14 protein-coding genes and 2 pseudogenes are annotated in these 16,787 nt (G+C 60.0%); 7 read left to right on the plus strand and 9 right to left on the minus strand.

The window, feature by feature from the left end:
* The first annotated feature begins 23 nt into the window (after positions 1–23).
* On the plus strand, positions 24–1,004 hold the full coding sequence (locus tag AC6CIG_RS24620) for a GlxA family transcriptional regulator (protein WP_498324043.1): 981 nt from the start codon (positions 24–26) through the stop codon (positions 1,002–1,004).
* 140 nt (positions 1,005–1,144) lie between these two features.
* Here AC6CIG_RS24620 and AC6CIG_RS24625 read toward each other — a convergent pair whose 3' ends face one another.
* The 7 genes and pseudogenes from AC6CIG_RS24625 to AC6CIG_RS24655 all read right to left on the minus strand — a co-directional run bounded on the left by AC6CIG_RS24625 (position 1,145) and on the right by AC6CIG_RS24655 (position 9,127).
* On the minus strand, positions 1,145–1,678 hold the full coding sequence (locus tag AC6CIG_RS24625; protein ID WP_498324058.1) for a GNAT family N-acetyltransferase: 534 nt from the start codon (positions 1,676–1,678) through the stop codon (positions 1,145–1,147).
* Between the two features lie 56 nt (positions 1,679–1,734).
* Positions 1,735–3,135, minus strand: coding sequence for a hypothetical protein (locus AC6CIG_RS24630; RefSeq protein ID WP_498324044.1), 1,401 nt, complete (start codon positions 3,133–3,135; stop codon positions 1,735–1,737).
* A pseudogene (locus tag AC6CIG_RS24635) lies at positions 3,132–4,202 on the minus strand (class I SAM-dependent methyltransferase). Before AC6CIG_RS24635 ends, AC6CIG_RS24630 begins: the two are co-directional and overlap by 4 nt.
* Positions 4,203–4,410: 208 nt before the next feature.
* Positions 4,411–5,142 (minus strand): helix-turn-helix transcriptional regulator, encoded by a 732-nt coding sequence (locus tag AC6CIG_RS24640; protein ID WP_498324045.1) that lies wholly within the window; start codon positions 5,140–5,142, stop codon positions 4,411–4,413.
* A gap of 864 nt (positions 5,143–6,006) precedes the next feature.
* Positions 6,007–8,178 carry a xanthine dehydrogenase family protein molybdopterin-binding subunit gene (locus tag AC6CIG_RS24645; RefSeq protein ID WP_498324046.1) on the minus strand — a complete coding sequence of 724 codons (2,172 nt, stop codon included), beginning with the start codon at positions 8,176–8,178 and terminating at the stop codon, positions 6,007–6,009.
* A 10-nt stretch (positions 8,179–8,188) separates the two neighbouring features.
* The gene (locus tag AC6CIG_RS24650; protein WP_498324047.1) at positions 8,189–8,659 is read right to left on the minus strand and encodes a (2Fe-2S)-binding protein; all 471 of its coding nucleotides are present in this window, start codon (positions 8,657–8,659) and stop codon (positions 8,189–8,191) included.
* A 75-nt stretch (positions 8,660–8,734) separates the two neighbouring features.
* Positions 8,735–9,127, minus strand: a complete 393-nt coding sequence (locus tag AC6CIG_RS24655) for a c-type cytochrome (protein ID WP_498324048.1) — start codon at positions 9,125–9,127, stop codon at positions 8,735–8,737.
* Positions 9,128–9,600: 473 nt separating this feature from the next.
* Here AC6CIG_RS24655 and AC6CIG_RS24660 point away from each other — a divergent pair, with 473 nt between their 5' ends.
* Positions 9,601–9,864: a hypothetical protein gene (locus AC6CIG_RS24660; RefSeq protein WP_498324049.1), complete on the plus strand. Its 264-nt coding sequence runs from the start codon at positions 9,601–9,603 to the stop codon at positions 9,862–9,864.
* A 152-nt stretch (positions 9,865–10,016) separates the two neighbouring features.
* Here the strand turns inward: AC6CIG_RS24660 and AC6CIG_RS24665 are convergent, their stop codons facing one another.
* Together AC6CIG_RS24665 and AC6CIG_RS24670 are read right to left on the minus strand one after the other, a co-directional pair.
* Positions 10,017–11,453 carry a sensor histidine kinase gene (locus tag AC6CIG_RS24665; RefSeq protein WP_338280681.1) on the minus strand — a complete coding sequence of 479 codons (1,437 nt, stop codon included), beginning with the start codon at positions 11,451–11,453 and terminating at the stop codon, positions 10,017–10,019.
* Positions 11,453–12,172, minus strand: coding sequence for a response regulator (locus AC6CIG_RS24670; protein WP_102762930.1), 720 nt, complete (start codon positions 12,170–12,172; stop codon positions 11,453–11,455). The genes AC6CIG_RS24665 and AC6CIG_RS24670 overlap by 1 nt, the downstream gene beginning before the upstream one ends.
* 384 nt (positions 12,173–12,556) lie before the next feature.
* Between AC6CIG_RS24670 and AC6CIG_RS24675 the strand changes: the two genes are divergently transcribed.
* The 5 genes and pseudogenes from AC6CIG_RS24675 (at position 12,557) to AC6CIG_RS24695 (ending at position 16,782) form a co-directional block, all read left to right on the plus strand.
* Positions 12,557–12,832: a hypothetical protein gene (locus tag AC6CIG_RS24675; protein WP_498324050.1), complete on the plus strand. Its 276-nt coding sequence runs from the start codon at positions 12,557–12,559 to the stop codon at positions 12,830–12,832.
* Positions 12,833–12,950: 118 nt separating this feature from the next.
* Positions 12,951–13,259: pseudogene (locus tag AC6CIG_RS24680) on the plus strand (HAD family hydrolase); the annotation flags it as partial.
* A 561-nt stretch (positions 13,260–13,820) separates the two neighbouring features.
* Positions 13,821–14,450, plus strand: a complete 630-nt coding sequence (locus AC6CIG_RS24685) for a LuxR C-terminal-related transcriptional regulator (RefSeq protein ID WP_498324051.1) — start codon at positions 13,821–13,823, stop codon at positions 14,448–14,450.
* Positions 14,451–14,627: 177 nt separating this feature from the next.
* Positions 14,628–15,818, plus strand: a complete 1,191-nt coding sequence (locus AC6CIG_RS24690) for an aminotransferase class V-fold PLP-dependent enzyme (RefSeq protein WP_498324052.1) — start codon at positions 14,628–14,630, stop codon at positions 15,816–15,818.
* A 22-nt stretch (positions 15,819–15,840) separates the two neighbouring features.
* Entirely contained in the window at positions 15,841–16,782 is a 942-nt protein-coding gene (locus AC6CIG_RS24695) for an HpcH/HpaI aldolase/citrate lyase family protein (RefSeq protein ID WP_127712387.1), read from the plus strand.
* Positions 16,783–16,787 lie beyond the last annotated feature (5 nt).

Consider the following 16,787-nt stretch of genomic DNA (forward strand, 5'->3'; position numbering starts at 1 on the left):
CAAAAAGATGGTAATTCCTGCCAGTGCCTTATCATATCGTCATTGTCGTCTATCAAAACTTTGAATTGCTGGATGCGACCGGCCCGGCTTCCGTTTTCGCATCCGCCAACCACGCACTCGCAGAGGATGGAGAGCCTGGACGCTATGCCGTGCATTTGGCCTCGCCGACCGGCGGTGCGGTGCCGAGTAGCAGCGGGGTCATCGTCGAAACCAAAGCATTGGCGAAGGTGCCACGAGAGGTTGACACAATCCTGGTGGCCGGGGCCGAGGCCGGCGCGGTCACGGCAGCAACCCGGACGCCGAAACTAGGGCGGTGGTTGTCGCGGAGCGCCTCGTCCGTCAGACGACTCGGGTCGGTTTGCGCCGGCTCCTTTGTGCTCGCAGCGGCGGGACTGGTGGACGGTAAGCGTGTTGCCACACACTGGAGCGCCTGCGAAGCGCTCGCGCGACTCTACCCCTCCCTTGCGGTCGACGCCGATGCACTCTATGTCGTCGACGGCAACGTCTGGACATCGGCGGGAGTGACCACCGGTATTGACATGGCCCTCGCCATGGTCAGCGAGGATCTCGGCAGCGCGCTTGCCAGTCGGGTCGCCAAGCGCCTAGTCCTCTACGCACGCCGTCCCGGCTATCAGTCTCAGTTCAGCCCGCTGCTGCTTGCCCAGGCGAAAGCCGATGCTCCTCTCGCAGATCTCCTGGTGTGGGCACAAGCCAATCTCGATACCGCGCTGGATGTGCCGAGCCTTGCGGCCAGGGTTGGCCTCTCGGAGCGGACGTTTTACAGACGGTTTGTCGCCGCGATCGGCGAGACGCCGGCACAGTATATCGAGACCGTCCGGCTGGACGCGGCGCGTATCTTGCTCTCCCAAGAACTTCCGTTGAAGGAAATCGCAAGGCGGGTGGGGCTTGCGCCGACCGCACGCTTCACGCAGGTCTTCCAAAGACGCTTCGGGGTGACGCCGCGACTCTTCCGTGAAACCCATATAGAGCGACAATCTGGATGAGATCTCACCCTGTTTGTCGCGCTGCAAACCCATACGAACAGGTGAGCCATGTTAGACGCAAAGCTCAGCTGAACTCATACTCAAACAAATGTCCGTCAATTGGCCTAATGAGGCGAGTGAAGTGAAACGAACGGAAATGGTTATCTCTTCAAGCGCAGGACCATGATTAACTCGTCATTCTCCGCATCGTGACCCAGTAAGCCGTTTGGAATGCGGCCAACCTCTAGGAATCCGTGACGCTGATAGAAGCGTATCGCTGCCGAATTGTCGGCATTTACGGCAAGCTCCAGCTGCAGTGCTCCGCGGTCTCGTGCATGCTCCGTGACCTCATGCAAAAGGGTTGCCGCAACCCCGGTCCCTCGTTCGCCTTTCCGCACATACACGCTGACAAGCCTTGCACGATGCGCCATTTTCCTTGCACGCTCAAATCTTAGCCCCATCATGCCGACGGGCTCACCATTCAAGAACGCGGCGAAAACTGGCTGGTCGAGATGTCGGCGCCATTCGCGGTCGGAGAGATGGACCCAATCGCCATATACACTCGCGAACGAAAGCGGTTCATGTGAAAGCGCCTCTAGGCGTATGCGGCGAAACACGTCTACGTCCCGGACTGACAGGCGTCTGATTACCGCCTCTTCTTCAATCGACACATCGACCTCCGACAGAAGTTCCAGGTCAGGTCGGACGAAATCCCAGTATCGAAGCCGCTCAGCATCCTCGATCACGAGCCCTACCACTGCCACTCCTCGGACCCCAAGGTGATAGCTCCGCTGGCGATGTGCCCTGAAAGGTCCGCCCAAATCGGATCGCTGATGAAACTTGCGAGGTCACCGCTCGATTGCACCAAAGGCATCGCCGCGTATGTTTCAAGAGGCGTCTCGGCTCCTCTGAAGAGCTTGATCTCCCGGAAGGGATTGCCGTTGAGAGGTTTCAAGACACGATGGCCCCAAAGCCCAGGTTGGTCGTCTTCACGCATTTCGGTCAGGAAATCGAAATCACCCGATCGCTCAAGCCCGATGGCGGTGAGATAGCGCATAAGCGGGTAGTAGATCGTCTGGCGACATCCCCCAAGCGCTCTCACGCCAGGCAAAATGGAAGTCACCAGGAACACAGTATAGAGGCTCGGCACGATCGCTCGCTGCCGAAGCGCCGTTGCGATGCTGTTCGGCCGGAACTTCACTTCGAAGTCCGACGGACACTTGGCCCTGAGGGCGTTGTCTTGGAGGCGGAGCGGAACAATCCTCCCTTTTTCCATGCGCCAGAAGAGATCGGTCGTCCTGCGGACCCAACCCTGCCACGGTCCAATGTTCAGGCGATCCATGGCATCCAGGATGCTCTCGGCGACCTTTCCGTCTCCGATGAAACCAGCCGACATCCAGGATCCAGCGTCTTCGAGATGGTCGGCGACCAGGTCTGCGATGTCGAAATCATCGAGCTGAAGCAGCTTGATGGGGGAGGGGAGCTTGCCGCGCCAGAGGGTTTGATTGGCCGCCCTGATTGCGTCGGCCGCAGAACCAAATTCCTCCGACGGCAGTTCGCCGAGGAGGCCGGCGGCAGTGGCATTTGGTGCCGGATCGCCTTTGGCATTCGAGAGCGCGAAGCGATAGGGACCATTCAACCCGCAGATGCTGAATGAATCCATTCGGCTCCGGGGTAAGCCGAAGACGTTGAGGGGCTCGTCTTGAAGCCAGAGCCAGCCCGGACCCTTCTTTGCCTTTTCCGAGAAACTGACCGTCGAGGCATGATAGGTGATGTACCATTCGCGGCCATGGGCCTGCAGGCCTAGCAGGCTGAACAGATGCGTGTAGAACGCATCCGGCTCGATCAGCAGCAGGCAATGCGGACCGGTCTGCAGTACCGGTGCCCCCATCAACTGAAGGCTGGCGCTTCGAGCTTCCTCAGGGTCGTAACCGGATCTGAGAGCTGCCCGCTCGACGCAACGGCATAGCAGCTCCATTGCATGGCGACGCGCGCAACACTCGGAATGGAATTTCTCGACGTCGTGGGCAACCGACGCGTAGTGTCGAAGGGGACATTCCCAATAGGAGGTAAGATGCGGCATCAAGGCAGACAACGTGCGGCGCACGTCGGCTGCGCTGCAATGCTCGCCGGCCTTTCCGATTATCGTCATTTCATGACGCCGAGCTTGGGGGCGAGTAGCAACATGGTTTTCGCGCTACGCCACGTCAGATCAGGAGCCAAGGCCTCTGCCTCGGTATCGATGATCGCCGCTGGCAATCGTTCGTAGCAATAGTTCGGTGGAATTGCCGGCTTCACCATCAGCGAAACCAATTCCAACATGGAAGCGCGGGAGTTGGATGACACGATGGTGTAGAAATTCCCGCTGTTCCAGGTCAGCACTGAGTATCGGAAAAACGCCCGCAGAGCGGCTACCGTGGTCGCCAGATCGACTTGAAGATCCGTCATCGTGTTAAGGACTTCATCCTTTTTCTTGGAGATGTGACCTGTGGAGAAGAATCGGGTCTTGAAAAGCTCGTCCTTCTGCCGCTCGCGTTCCTCATAGATGTCGTGGTCTTCATGCGCGAGCTTCTGCACCTACACGAGGAGACCGCCAGACCGGATGCGAGGAACAACGAACTCCAGCTGCTTTAGCCGATCACGGTCGTACATCTGAAACGTCGTGTCTTCCAACAGCACGTCAAAGCCGCCCCGAAATGGGAGAAGATCCTTGTCGGTCGCGTATCGATCGTCGTCCAACTCAAAGAATGGGCCGTGGAAGAAGTGCGCGTGCTCGCTTCCCCGGTTCGCGAAGAACGACGCTCGATTGGCTGCGGTTGGACTGCAGCAGAGCGCCTCGATGCGACCATCGCCAAGCGTGGCGAGCGTGCGCGCGAGGCAACCGGTGCCCGTGCCCAGCGTGTATATTGTCGTTGGGGAGGCGTTGCGCGCCCAGGTCCTTAAGGCGAAGGAAAGTAGTGCAGCACCCAGACGGCACTCCTCTTCAAGCCTATAGGGAATACTGGCAAAGTAATGGCTGTCAAAATTACCCCAAAGACGCCGATGCGTATCCGCGAAAATTGCGCTCTCGAGATCAAAGTCGAGCAGGCTCATGTCGATTTTCGGTTCGGCAAGATCCGGTGCTCCACCCTTTCCGCTGGCGGTTCTTTCGAAGAACTCTGCGAACGCGGTAAGTCTGGGAGCATTCCGCCAGTGTTCAATAGTTATTCGATCTACCATCGCTACCTCCCGATATAGCCGGCGGGTGGCGTGCTTCATCTCAGCCATCGTCGAGATGTTTTATTTGCCGCCCGCATCTGCCATGCGTGAGCTTCTGATCTCATCTGTGGACCCAGGGGAGCGGGTAGCCAATCTACCTATTTCGGGAGGTTGACCGTTCCGGGAATGTCGAAAGAGAGGGACGGGCCGCGAATGCGATCGGGCGCGGTCAGATTTTGATCAACTCGAGGAAGCTTGCCTTGGCAACGGCGTGATAACTTGTAAAAGCACCGAGTTTTTGTCTTGCCGATCGCAGGTACAACTTCACCGCGTTTTCTGAGATGCCTAGATCCGCTGCTATTTGTTTGGAAATCCGACCTGTTGCAAGAAGCTGAAGGCACTGGCTTTCGCGCCTGGAGAGGTTCCGGTAGCGGCCAATCTCTCGAAGACCGCTTGCAGACAGCATCGTCTCATGAAGATAGTGGGAAAGGATCTGCAGCTCGTGAATGCTCGAAGCGCGTAGCCGCGACCAGTCGCGCTTGGGCAGGTTCGAGGTCACGGAAAAGAGAGACCGTTCGCCTTTCGAGCCTCGGATGGGGATCGTCAAGCCATAGGGGCCAATATCGTACGAACGCGCTTCCTTAAACAATCGGTAGACCTGTGCTGACCGCCGATCGAGAGAGGACCAATCCACCGGGAGGAATCCCCAACGGACGACGTCAATCACCGGGTCTATGTCGAAATAGCCCTTGTCGATGTATATCTCAGTCCACGTATCTGGATATGTCGTGCAGTAGTCGGGGTACAAACCCGACCTGCCTCCGTTGCGAACCACAAGCAATGTCATGTGCGACAGGCCGTGTCGTACGCAAAGTTTGCGCAATGCGGGGTGAAGGTCCTCGCGATGCTTCGCTGCGTGGAGCGTCCTCAGGGACAGTGAGAGTCTGCGGTTGTCGACCATCGGGGGAAATTTCAGTTTGCTGCCATCGCTCTGTGTTTCGACCCTGACTGTTCAGATCGGAGAACCGGATCTTAATGGCAGCGTTCGGGCAGCGAAATTGTAGGAAGATGCAAGTGGCCGAAATCGTCGCCAGTGCGCAATCTCATTGGGTTGACGTTGGATGAGGTGGAAGGACTTTGGGTAAAACAACGGGGAGTTGGTGTTCTTACCTTCGGCGTCGGCGGTTCAACGCATCGGCTGGCGCGACCATATAGGCGACGCTCAGCCTTCGTCCCTCAGCGCGCCGTCTAACTTTGGTGCTGAGCGTCCCTGCTGCGGACGTGGGCAGGATCATTCCGCTTCTGGTGGCTGCAGCTCGTTGAGACTGCGCCTCGAACATTAGGAAGATCCCACCTGCGAAGACCATTGTGCGGCGACATTTGTCGACCGCGGAGACAACCCTGCTCCCAGCACTGGATAGCTCAGAAGGACACGGCCGGAGAGGGCAGATCCATCCAATCGATTAAGCCGGGTTGCCTGTCCCGCAAGCCGGCAAGGTCGTTGAATGCTAAAACCAGCTTGACGGATGGAATGCGATTAGACAACCTCCAGGTAACGCTCGGCCACTTGGCCGAGCTGACAATCCTCTATCTCGAGCGGCAGATCACTGGCGAGGTGCGCCCATGGCGCCGCTGCTTAAGCCAGCTTGCGGGGTTTGACCCGCCATGGCTGCGGCACCATCACCCGCGGTCGCGTCGGGAGCCTCGTTTCTCGTCCCTGGAGCTTGCGCCGAGAGGACAAATCATCCGGGCGCCCTAACGGGCGGTCTCATAAAGCGTCGTTGAAAGGCGCCTCGGCAGCGCGCGATGCCTTCGCCACCACCCATCAAACGCCGAGGCTGTTGTTCTTCAACGGCAATTGTCGGATGCGCTTGCCAGTGGCCGCAAAGACCGCATTCAGAACCGCTGGTCCCGCTACCGCGATCGTCGGCTCGCCGACGCCGCCCCAGAAATTCCCCGATGGCATGAGAATGGTTTCGACGGCCGGCATCTGGTCCATACGCATGACCTCGTAGGTATCGAAATTCTCCTGTTCGACGCGACCGCCATTGATCGTGCACTCTCCATAGAGACAGGCTGAAAGACCATAGACGAACGAGCCCTCCACCTGCCGCTCGGCTTGGGCGGGATTTACAATGTGGCCCGGGTCCGTCGCCGCGACGATGCGGTGGATCTTAAGCTGACCGTCTGTGACCGAGACTTCCGCCGCGGCTGCGACGTAGCTGCCGAATCCCATGATCTGGGCAAGACCGCGATGGATCCCGTTTCCTGCCGGCTTTTCCCAGCCGACCCGTTCGGCGACTGCCTCGAGAACGGCAAGGTGCTTGGGATGGTCGACGAGCAGCTTGCGGCGGAATTCGAGTGGATCGATGCTGGCCTCATGCGCTAGTTCATCGATGAAGCACTCGACGTAAAGCGCGTTCTGATTGAGGTTGACCCCACGCCAGAAACCGGGAGGAACTGGCGGATTGCGCATGGCGTAATCAATCAGGAGATTGGGAATGGTGTAGCCAAAGGCGCCCTCCGTCCCGCCATCGTTCAGACCTTGGAAGACGGCCGGATCGCGACCGGTTTCGCGCACTTCGGCGCGAAGTGGCCACAGAATTGACTGGCCGCTGATCCGCATATGAAGAGCAGCCACGTTACCACTGGCGTCGAGCGCAGCTCTGAGACGACATTGCGTTACAGGGTGGTAGGCACCGTGAAGCATGTCCTCTTCGCGCGACCAGATCAGCTTCACCGGTGTGCCCGGGAGTTCCTTGGCGAGCTTTACGGCCTGACGGACGTATTCCTGATAGTTGCCGCGCCTGCCGAAGCCGCCACCGAGGTGGAGCTTGTAGACCTCGCATTGCTCGATCTGCAGGCCGGATGCTTCGGCCGCGGCGGCAAGGCTCATCTCTCCGTTTTGTGTTGGCACCCAGACTTCGCATTTGTCCGTCGTATATCGCGCCGTAGCGTTCATCGGCTCCATGGTGGCATGGGCTTGGTACGGAAAGGAGTAGGTCGCAGTCACCACTTTGGCGTCGCCGTCAAGCGCGGCTCGCGCATCGCCGATCTCCGTGCCAGCGACGACGTCCTCCGCATCCAGTCCTTCTCTCAGCATCGCGGCAATCGTTTCGCTGGTGACGTTCGTGTTCGGGCCTTCATCCCAAACGATCGGCAGCGCATTAAGGGCGGAATGCGCCTGCCACCACGTGTCGGCAACGACGGCAACGGCCGTGTCATCGACCTGGACGACCTTTCGTACGCCGGGCATTCCAGATACGACCGTCGCGTCGAAGCTTGCAACTTTGCCTCCAAAGACCGGGCAGGCCTTGATCGAGGCGTTCAACATGCCCGGTAACGTCAGATCTACGCCATAAATCTGTTTGCCTATGAGCTTGTCGCGCGTGTCGAGCCTCGGTAGCGGCTTTCCGGCGATCCTCCACTCCCGCGGTGCTTTTAGAGCGATGTTCGTCGGCAGCGGCATCTGTGCGGCTAGCGAGGTGACCGTGCCGTATGTGACGGTGCGACCCGAAGAAGCGTGGGTAATGACGCTGTTCGCGGCCGAGCACTCGTCCGCGGGCACCTCCCAAAGGCTCGCGGCAGCTGAGATGAGCATTTGCCGTGCGGCCGCTCCGCCCTCGCGCACATATTGGTGTGACTCACGAATACCGCGGCTGCCGCCGGTCGAGAAGCTGCCCCAAACGCGGTTTCGCCTTAGGCTGTCCCCGGGAGTCGGATATTCGGTGGTCACTTTCGACCAATCGCACTCGAGCTCTTCGGCCACAAGTTGTGCGAGACCTGTCAATGTTCCCTGGCCCATTTCCGAACGAGCGATGCGGATCACCACGGTGTCATCCGGGCGGATGAGCACCCAAGCGTTGATCTCAGGAAGGACGGCGGAGCTCCCCTCAGCCTGCGCCGCAAAGGGCACATGGAAGCCGAGCGAGAGGCCGCCGGCCGTGGCGGCGGTGCCAATGAGGAATTTGCGGCGCGACAAGGTTGCGACTGTCATGGTCAGGTCCTCATCTTTTCTGGGATGCGCTGGCGGTTTCAGCGGCGAGTTTGATGGCGGCGCGGACGCGGTTATAGGTCCCGCAGCGACAAATGTTGTTAATCTCGGCGCTGATATCGTCGTCGCTCGGGCTTGGCGTGCTGCTGATGAGGGCGGCGGCGGCCATGATCATGCCAGCCTGACAGTATCCACATTGTGGAACGTCGAGCGCCAGCCATGCCTGCTGGACCGGATGGGAGCCGTCCTCGGACAGGCCTTCGATCGTGACGATCTTTTGACCTGATTCTACTGCACTGACCGGCAACGCGCAGGAGCGCGTCGCAGCACCGTCTATATGAACTGTGCAGGCGCCGCATTGCGCTATCCCGCAGCCGAATTTGGTGCCGGTCAGACCTACCTGTTCGCGTAGTACCCAAAGAAGGGGGGTCTCGGGATCTACCTCGATATTCCGCTTCTCGCCGTTGATGGTCAATTGAGCCATGATACCTTTCCTTGCCAGGCTAGCGGCGGCGAACCGCCAGCGATTGCTTGAACGTTGACCAGCGGCATGCTTGCCTCACTGGGTCGTCTCGCCAGGATTACTCCGCAGATAGGAGATGATCGCCGATCGCTGCGCCGCGTCGCGAATGCTGACGCTCATCGTGGTGCCCGGCACAGCCTGGCGGGGATTGTTTAAGTAGTCTTGCAGACGCTCTTCGTCCCAGACTAATCCCGATGCGCTGAGTGCCTTCGAGTAGCGAGCGCCTTCCACACTGCCGGCTGAGCGGCCAACGAGCCCGGATAAATGCGGACCGACACGGTTTTCGCCCGGATTCAGGCTGTGGCAGGAGGCGCAGCGGGTGCGGAAAAGTCTCTCGCCTGCGGTAGCCGCCGGTTCCTGTGCCGGGCTCGCGCCAGGACAAAGCAGTGCACCGAGAATGGGAGCGGAGATCAGATGCTTGTTTTTCATGAACAATCCTCGGAGTTGGCGGCTGCGAGGCAGGGCATGAACACCTCCCGTGCAGATCGCTTCGACAACCGAAGGATAGTTGGCGTTTGTCGCAGAGATTTGCCGGTGGAACCGCCGAGTTGTAACGAATTATCTCAAAGCATGCTGGATGAGGCCGCGCGCGAGACAGGCTGGCCTGGTGCTACAGGCGCAGGGCGATCGAGTTCCCACGCCACGACGGTTGGTTTGGCGCTGCGGCTTTGCTCCGCCCGCGCGAGTTTCCCTGGTGAAAGTGTCAAGCTGAATTTCGGCTCTGCTGAGCTTTGTTTTTGACGCATATTCGGCCGCTACTCGGACTGAATTATATTTCCGGCACCTTACACTAAGCTGGCCGAAACATGCTGATACAAATTACCATAGAATCTGGGAAAATATTGCGACAAGTTGCGGCTAAGCTTCGACCATCAAATCATCCCTCAAGAAAGTTCTGAAGCATGAAACGTAAACTCGTCGAGAGTGAGCCTGGGTATCTTCGTGATCGCCGTGAAGCTGGTGCGCGGCCAGCGGCGAATGTATTAGCGGGTTTACTGCTGAGTGCAGCTTCGATCCTTTGCGCCGCGATGATTGTTCCGGCGGCTGACCTTACCGAAGAGACTTGCGCGGCTCAGACAGCAAGTGCCGAAAAACAAGCGCCGTGCCTGAAGCTGGCGCCGGCTCAGGCCTACGGCGTGCAACCGTCATTGCGGCACACAAGCTGAAAAGCCGCCAATCAGGGAAGGGCGCGGCCGCACACATCGCCATTGCACCGCCGGGATGCGGTATGCGCTCGTCGCCGATCTGGACGGTAGGGTTGCCGCTATCCGCGCAAGGGCGGCCGGAACACCTTATCCACAGCCAAGGTAGCAGCGCTTCAAGCGCCTCGATCCGACTTGGGAAGCGTTATCGTCGCGCTCAGGCCATTCTTCAGTCGCGACAGGGTGATGTCGCCGCCGTGGTGGCGAACGGTTGCCCGGGCGATCGACAGGCCTAGGCCAACCCCGCCTGTTTCGCGATTTCGCGAGGACTCCAGTCGGAAGAATGGCTCAAAAACACGCTCGAAATCTGCTTCGGGAATCCCAGGCCCCTTGTCCTCAATTGCGATTCGAACGGAGGAGGGCGTCTCATTGAGCTGGACGCGAGCCTCGTTGCCGTAGCGCACGGCGTTTTCGATCAGGTTGCGGACGGCGCGCCTGAGGCCGTCCGGACGGCAGCGATAGGTGATCTTGGGGCTATCGAGAAATGTTACATTCTGCCCGAGGTCAGCAAGGTCGTCACAGAGGCTTTCGATCAAAGCCGTCAAATTGACGGTACGGGTTGGCTCCGTCACGGCCTCCTCGCGCGCAAAGGCAAGCGCTGCCTCGGTCATCGTCTGGATCTCGCCGATCGTCGCCATCATTTTCTGCTGAGCGTCGCTATCTGTCACGAACTCGGCCCGCAGACGCAGCGAAGTAAGCGGCGTGCGAATATCGTGACTGATCGCAGCGAGCATGCGCGTCCTATCCTCGACGAAGCGCGTAAGTCGCGCCTGCATCCGGTTGAAGGCCTCCGTCGTCCTGCGGATATCATCGGGACCCGTTTCCGGCAGTGGCTCGACGGATTGGCCTCTGCCGAGAGCCTCCGCGGCGCCTGCCAGCCGGCGCATGGGTCTTGCCATGCGGTTAGCTACGAAGACACCGATCAACGCAAGCGTTGTCGCGGTGACGGCGAGCGAGACGAGGGACTGCGTGTTCCAGAAAGGATTCGGCATCGTCTTGCGATAGACGGAGTTCAGCCAGCGCCCATCGCTGAGTTGGACCGCAAGTCCCATGCCGTGGGAATCGCCCAGCGGAAGAAACTTGGCAAACCGGGGCAGGCTCCATACGTCAGTCGAAAGTCGCGTCCAGCCCTCAGAGGCAATCGCCCTCTCGAAAAGCTTGAGACCCTTGGCTGACGGCGTCTTGGCTGGCGCAGCCGAGGTTAGCTCAGGCGGGCGATAGGCTGGGAGCAGGTTGGGTAGCGGTTCCTCCAGTTGCGCGACTGCCTGTTTTCGCCAGGCGAGCGTATCGACGGGATCGTGTCCCGACATCCAAAAGCGTGTATACGTTGTTCCGCTTGCCCGCAGGACATCGGTATGGAAACCCGGAGGAATGGACTCGAGCAGAGTTGCAAGCGACGCCGTACGGCTCAAGAATTCACCCTTCGATGCCGCACGCAAAGCCTTGTCCCGTTCGTCCCAGGAGATCAGAAACCCGATCACCTGCGACAACACAAGCGCCATCAACAGAAAACAGATGAACTGAGCCGCGAGGCTCTTCCTCCACCACCGCATCAGTAGGTTTCTACCTCCGCCACGAAGCTGTATCCTCCACCCCAGTGCGTCTTGATCAAAGATGGATTTTTCGGGTCGCTCTCGATCTTCTTGCGCAACCGACTGACCTGGTTGTCGATGCTGCGATCAAAGCTCTCGGCCGCACGCCCAGCCGTAAGGTCAAGCAGCTGGTCACGACTCAACACCAGACCGGGGTGCTCCAGGAAGGCATTGAGCAGCCGGAACTCCGCCGTGCTCAACGCCACGCTCACGCCATCGCGCCCGAGGAGCTCCCGGCGGCCAGTGTCGAGTTCCCAGACGTCGAAGCGAATCGATTTGGCCCTGATCCTTCCGCGCTGGGGCGGGAGGCTGTTGACGCGCCGCAGCACCGCCCGGATCCTTGCCAGGAGTTCGCGCGGGTTGAACGGCTTCGTGATGTAATCGTCGGCGCCGAGTTCCAGGCCGACGATCCGGTCCGTCCCGTCTGCCATCGCCGTCAGAAAGATGACCGGCAGCTCCGTCGTCGTGCGCAACTGACGGCAGACGGTCAGGCCGTCCTCGCCAGGCATCATGATGTCCAGCACGACGAGATCGGGGGCGCCCTTCTCCAAGAGGCGTCGAAGCGCTTCGCCGCTTTCCGCGACGGAAACACGGTAGCCCTGTTGTGTGAGATATTTCCCGACCAGGTCGCGAATATCGCGATGATCATCCACAACGGCGATGTGAGGCGTCGGTTGCATATCGCTCTCGTCCGGGGCGGAGTTGTCTTTACAAACACATATCGCCAGCGCCCAGGCTCCGCATTCAAAAAAGTGTATCAAACAGTGTCAACTGCGAAACCTCGGCCTCGACGATGGCATTCTGTTGTACGCCCCATGTTGCCCGGCAACATGACTAAATCGGGGAATTTGCGGCGGCACGAGCATCCAAGACCCCCAACCGTCGTTGATACACTTTGCCCCGAACAGCACATTCACTCGCATAACCACGCGACAACTTACCTCTAGGGTCTGTCCTGTCCGACGCCGCGCGGTTCCCTCGCATCTGTTCGGACTTCGTCGCCATCGCGCCCTGACACCTCCCGAGCCAGGGCGCGATGGCGAACCCGCACAAAGGAGAATTCAATGACTACCAAGCACTATATGGCAGCCGCCATCGTCTCGTTTGGGACGCTTACGAGCTTCGGACCCGCGCTCGCCGCCTTCGACTACTACGAAGGCGTTGATATCAATGCGAAGAGCCGAGCCGCTTCGCCCGCCAAGAAAACCGACGATAGCGCGACCGGCGGCATCAGGACGAATTCCGCCACATATGGCTTCCCAAGCACGATGAAACCGGTTCAACGGGTCATGAAGGGCGGTGAAGGTGGATACTGCCAGGGACTCAGCCGCCAGCGTTGAGAGCATTCAGAAGAGCGTCGCTTGCTGACCGGCTTCTATTTGCTGGCCAACCGGCAGCAACGTCATCGCCTCTGCAGGGAACGGCCTCTGCAGCGCCTTGGCGTCCTTCCAATCGGCCGTCGTCGAAAAGCTGGGCGCGCCCATCCATATGGTCATCACGGCGGAAGAAGTCGGGGCATACAAACCTCTGATGAAGGGCTTCGAATACATGCTCGACAAGCTCGGCTGCGGGCCCGAAGACATTACTCATGTGTCCTCATCCTTCCGCTACGACCTGATGACCGCCTATGACCTGGGCATCAAGAGCAAGGTCTGGGTCAACCGCGGCCATGAGCCAGCCAATCCCTATTACGAATATACCGAGATCGAGGATATCGGCGGGTTAGCCGCCGCCGTTGGCCTGGAGCCCGCACTCAAGCGCGCCTGAAAAACTAGCGCTCAGGCACTGTTGCTACGATGAGACCGGGGCGGTTCATTCGCCCCTTCTCTTTATCGTTCGAAGGGAGCAAAGCACGGCCTTTCCGGGGACCCCTTCCGCACGAGTGACCTGCTGGCGTTAGAGAATGGTGTGATCCGAACGTGACGCAACGGCATCGAAACCATTCAGAGGACCTATATGAACGGCCTCCGAGGAAAACGGCCGCAATCTGCTGGTCGTTCTGACTCCGTACATCGGACGGAAGAGGTGGAATGGTTACCCCGATGCGGGTACCATTGTCGGCATTGAGGAGATGGGAGCGAGAGGTGGAACGGAGTGGGATGACCGGGTTGGCTTCCGGTCGCGGCGTGCTCGCGTGATCGATGTCTACTCGTGCTCTGCTGGCCACTCCGAAGCAGAAATGTGCGGAACCCTGTGCACATTACCCTCGGAAGAAGGCGTTTTAGGACACGTTTCGTCGCTCGACGGTGAAATGTGCGCGACGTCTGATGGTAGTGTCCAGGCCATCGCTCATGGGCGCATGTCACGGCATAAGACGCAGGGAGGCACATGTCGCAGGACGGTGGAGGCCGAGTTTTGGTCGCGGAGCGCAACCCGTTGGTGATTGCCGCTCTTCGTGGACTTTTTTCCGAAAACGCCAGGTTTTCCATGGTTGATACGGCGCGGACATCGGCCGAACTTTGCGAGAAGCTTGCCTCCGTCGAGACGGACTGCGTGCTGCTCAGTTGGCAGCTCGACGATGCCGAGGCGCCCGAAGTGCTCGCCGATCTCGGCCGGCTCGGATTCGACCCCCGGATCGTTCTCTTCGCCGACACCAGCAATCCTTCGGTCGTCAACGAGACGATCCGGCTTGGTGTCAATGGTCTCTGCTACCAGTTCGAAGATCCTGAAATCCTGTTCGCGACGCTCACCGCCGTAATGCAGGGTCGGATCTGCATTCCCTATACGGTGCTCTCGAAAATCTCGAACACGCCGTTCCAACAGCTCACCTCTCGGGAAAGTGAGCTGCTCGGCATGCTGGCCAATGGTTGGACGAATATTCAAATCGCCGCACGAACAGGCATTTCCGAGAATACCGTGAAATACCACCTCAAAAATCTGTACGACAAGCTCGAGGTGCGCAATCGCGCCATGGCGGTCGCCCTTTACGCCAAGGAGCGCCGGCGCAATCAGGAGTGACTACCTGCGGGTAGTCTTCTCCTACCCATCTCCTCCAGGCGACCACCCGTCAGGGCCGCGCTCGCGCTGCCCGTCCGGCATTCTTTTCTGCCTGAGCGAGTGTTGTGCGGGCATGCCCCGAAAGGCAGCTTTGGTGCCGAGGAAACGCCGTCCGCGGACGCAGCCATTGGAGGAACGATGTCAGGCTACAATCATCTCTTCATTCCGGGCCCCACCAACATTCCCGAGCAGGTTCGCCAGGCGATGAACCTGCCGATGGAGGACATGCGCTCTCCAGGCTTTCCGGAGCTCACGCTGCCGCTCTTTGCCGACATCAAGAAGGTCTTCAAGAACCAGACCGGTCGCGTTTTCATCTATCCGTCGTCCGGCACCGGCGCCTGGGAAGCGGCAATGACCAATGTGCTCTCCCCCGGCGACAGGGTACTGATGAGCCGCTTCGGCCAGTTCTCGCATCTCTGGGTCGACATGGCCGAACGCCTCGGTTTCGAGGTCGATTGCCTCGACCGGGAGTGGGGAACAGGCGTGCCGGTCGAGCTCTATGCCGAGCGGCTCGCCGCCGACAAGGCGCACCGGATCAAGGCCGTCTTCGTAACGCATAACGAAACCGCGACCGGCGTCACCTCGGATGTCGCCGCGGTGCGCGCCGCGCTCGACGCCTGCGGCCATCCGGCACTGCTCTTCGTCGATGGCGTCTCCTCGATCGGCTCGATCGATTTCCGCCAGGACGAATGGGGCGTCGACTGTGCTGTCTCCGGTTCGCAGAAGGGCTTCATGATGCCCGCCGGCCTCGGCTTCCTGTCTGTCAGCCAGAAGGCGCTCGAGGCGGCCAAGACCGCGCGCCACATGCGCTGCTACTTCTCCTTCGAGGACATGATCAAGACCAACGACACCGGCTACTTCCCCTACACGCCGCCGACGCAGCTGCTGCGCGGCCTCAGGGCCGCGCTGGACCTGATTTTCGAAGAAGGCCTGGAGACTATCTTCGTCCGTCATCATCACCTCGCCAACGGCGTCCGCGCTGCGGTCTCCGCCTGGGGGCTCAAGCTCTGCGCGACCGAACCGAAGTGGCATTCCGACACCGTCTCGGCGATCCGTCTGCCGGAGGGCATCGATGGGGTTGAGGTCATCCGCCACGCCTACCAAGCCTACAACACCTCGCTTGGCAGTGGGCTCAGCAAGGTAGCCGGCAAGGTCTTCCGCATTGGCCATCTCGGCTCGCTGAACGAGGTCATGGTCTTGGGCGCGCTTTCCGCCGCCGAACTGACGCTGCTCGATTGCGGCCTGAAGATCGAAGCGGGCGCGGGCGTGGGTGCGGCGATCAGCCAATTCCGTTCTGCCGCCGCCGCGTCGTCAGCCAAGGCAGCCTGAAAACCGGGAAGCAGAGGAAATCATGAGCCATACGATAAACCATCTCCGCCGCCTGCGGCTGCAGCGCAGCGAACTCGCAGTACCGGGCTCGAACCCTGAAATGATCGGGAAGGCCGTCAATTCCGACGCCGACTACATCTTCCTCGACATCGAGGATGCGGTGGCGCCGCCGGACAAGGAGCGGGCCCGCGCCAATATCATCGCAGCGCTGAACGAGATCGACTGGCGCGGCCGCGGCAAGACCATTTCGGTACGCATCAACGGGCTGGACACGCATTATATGTATCGTGACGTCGTCGACCTCATGGAGCAGGCGGGCGACCGGATCGACACGCTGCTCGTGCCGAAGGTCGGCGTACCGGCCGACCTCTACATGGTCGAGGCGATGGTCAACCAGATCGAGATCGCCAAGGGCTACAAGACCCGCGTCGGGCTCGAGGCGCTGATCGAAACGGCGCTCGGCATGGCCAATGTCGAGGCCATCGCCTCGTTCGGCGGACGCCTCGAAGCGCTGCATTTCGGTGTCGCCGACTACGCCGCGAGCCTGAAGGCCCGTACGGTTAATATCGGCGGGCTCAACCCGGATTATCCCGGCGACCAGTGGCATTTCGGCCTTTCGCGCATGACGGTCGCCTGCCGAGCCTATGGTTTGCGCGCCATCGATGGCCCCTTCGGAGATTTCTCCGATCCCGACGGCTACAAGGCGGCTGCGCGCCGTGCCGCAGCCCTCGGCATCGAAGGCAAGTGGGCGATCCATCCGAGCCAGATCGCACTCGCCAACGATATCTTCTCTCCACCGGAAAACGAGGTCGACCGCGCCCGCCGCATCATTGAGGCGCTGAAGCTCGCCGAGAGCCAAGGCAAGGGTGCCGCATCGCTCGAGGGCAAAATGATCGACGCGGCATCCGAGCGCATGGCCCGCAACGTGCTCGCCACCCACGAAGCAATCATCGCCAGCCGCTGAGGGAG

This window comes from Sinorhizobium sp. GQ132 (assembly GCF_059758575.1).

Bases quoted from the DNA above. Each gene is read 5' to 3' on its own strand.
- AC6CIG_RS24650 (WP_498324047.1), bottom strand. From the start codon at position 8,659: ATGGCTCAATTGACCATCAACGGCGAGAAGCGGAATATCGAGGTAGAT.
- AC6CIG_RS24685 (WP_498324051.1), top strand. From the start codon at position 13,821: ATGTCGCAGGACGGTGGAGGCCGAGTTTTGGTCGCGGAGCGCAACCCG.
- AC6CIG_RS24640 (WP_498324045.1), bottom strand. From the start codon at position 5,142: ATGGTCGACAACCGCAGACTCTCACTGTCCCTGAGGACGCTCCACGCA.
- AC6CIG_RS24665 (WP_338280681.1), bottom strand. From the start codon at position 11,453: ATGCGGTGGTGGAGGAAGAGCCTCGCGGCTCAGTTCATCTGTTTTCTG.
- AC6CIG_RS24675 (WP_498324050.1), top strand. From the start codon at position 12,557: ATGACTACCAAGCACTATATGGCAGCCGCCATCGTCTCGTTTGGGACG.
- AC6CIG_RS24630 (WP_498324044.1), bottom strand. From the start codon at position 3,135: ATGACGATAATCGGAAAGGCCGGCGAGCATTGCAGCGCAGCCGACGTG.
- AC6CIG_RS24660 (WP_498324049.1), top strand. From the start codon at position 9,601: ATGAAACGTAAACTCGTCGAGAGTGAGCCTGGGTATCTTCGTGATCGC.
- AC6CIG_RS24655 (WP_498324048.1), bottom strand. From the start codon at position 9,127: ATGAAAAACAAGCATCTGATCTCCGCTCCCATTCTCGGTGCACTGCTT.
- AC6CIG_RS24670 (WP_102762930.1), bottom strand. From the start codon at position 12,172: ATGCAACCGACGCCTCACATCGCCGTTGTGGATGATCATCGCGATATT.
- AC6CIG_RS24690 (WP_498324052.1), top strand. From the start codon at position 14,628: ATGTCAGGCTACAATCATCTCTTCATTCCGGGCCCCACCAACATTCCC.
- AC6CIG_RS24695 (WP_127712387.1), top strand. From the start codon at position 15,841: ATGAGCCATACGATAAACCATCTCCGCCGCCTGCGGCTGCAGCGCAGC.
- AC6CIG_RS24645 (WP_498324046.1), bottom strand. From the start codon at position 8,178: ATGACAGTCGCAACCTTGTCGCGCCGCAAATTCCTCATTGGCACCGCC.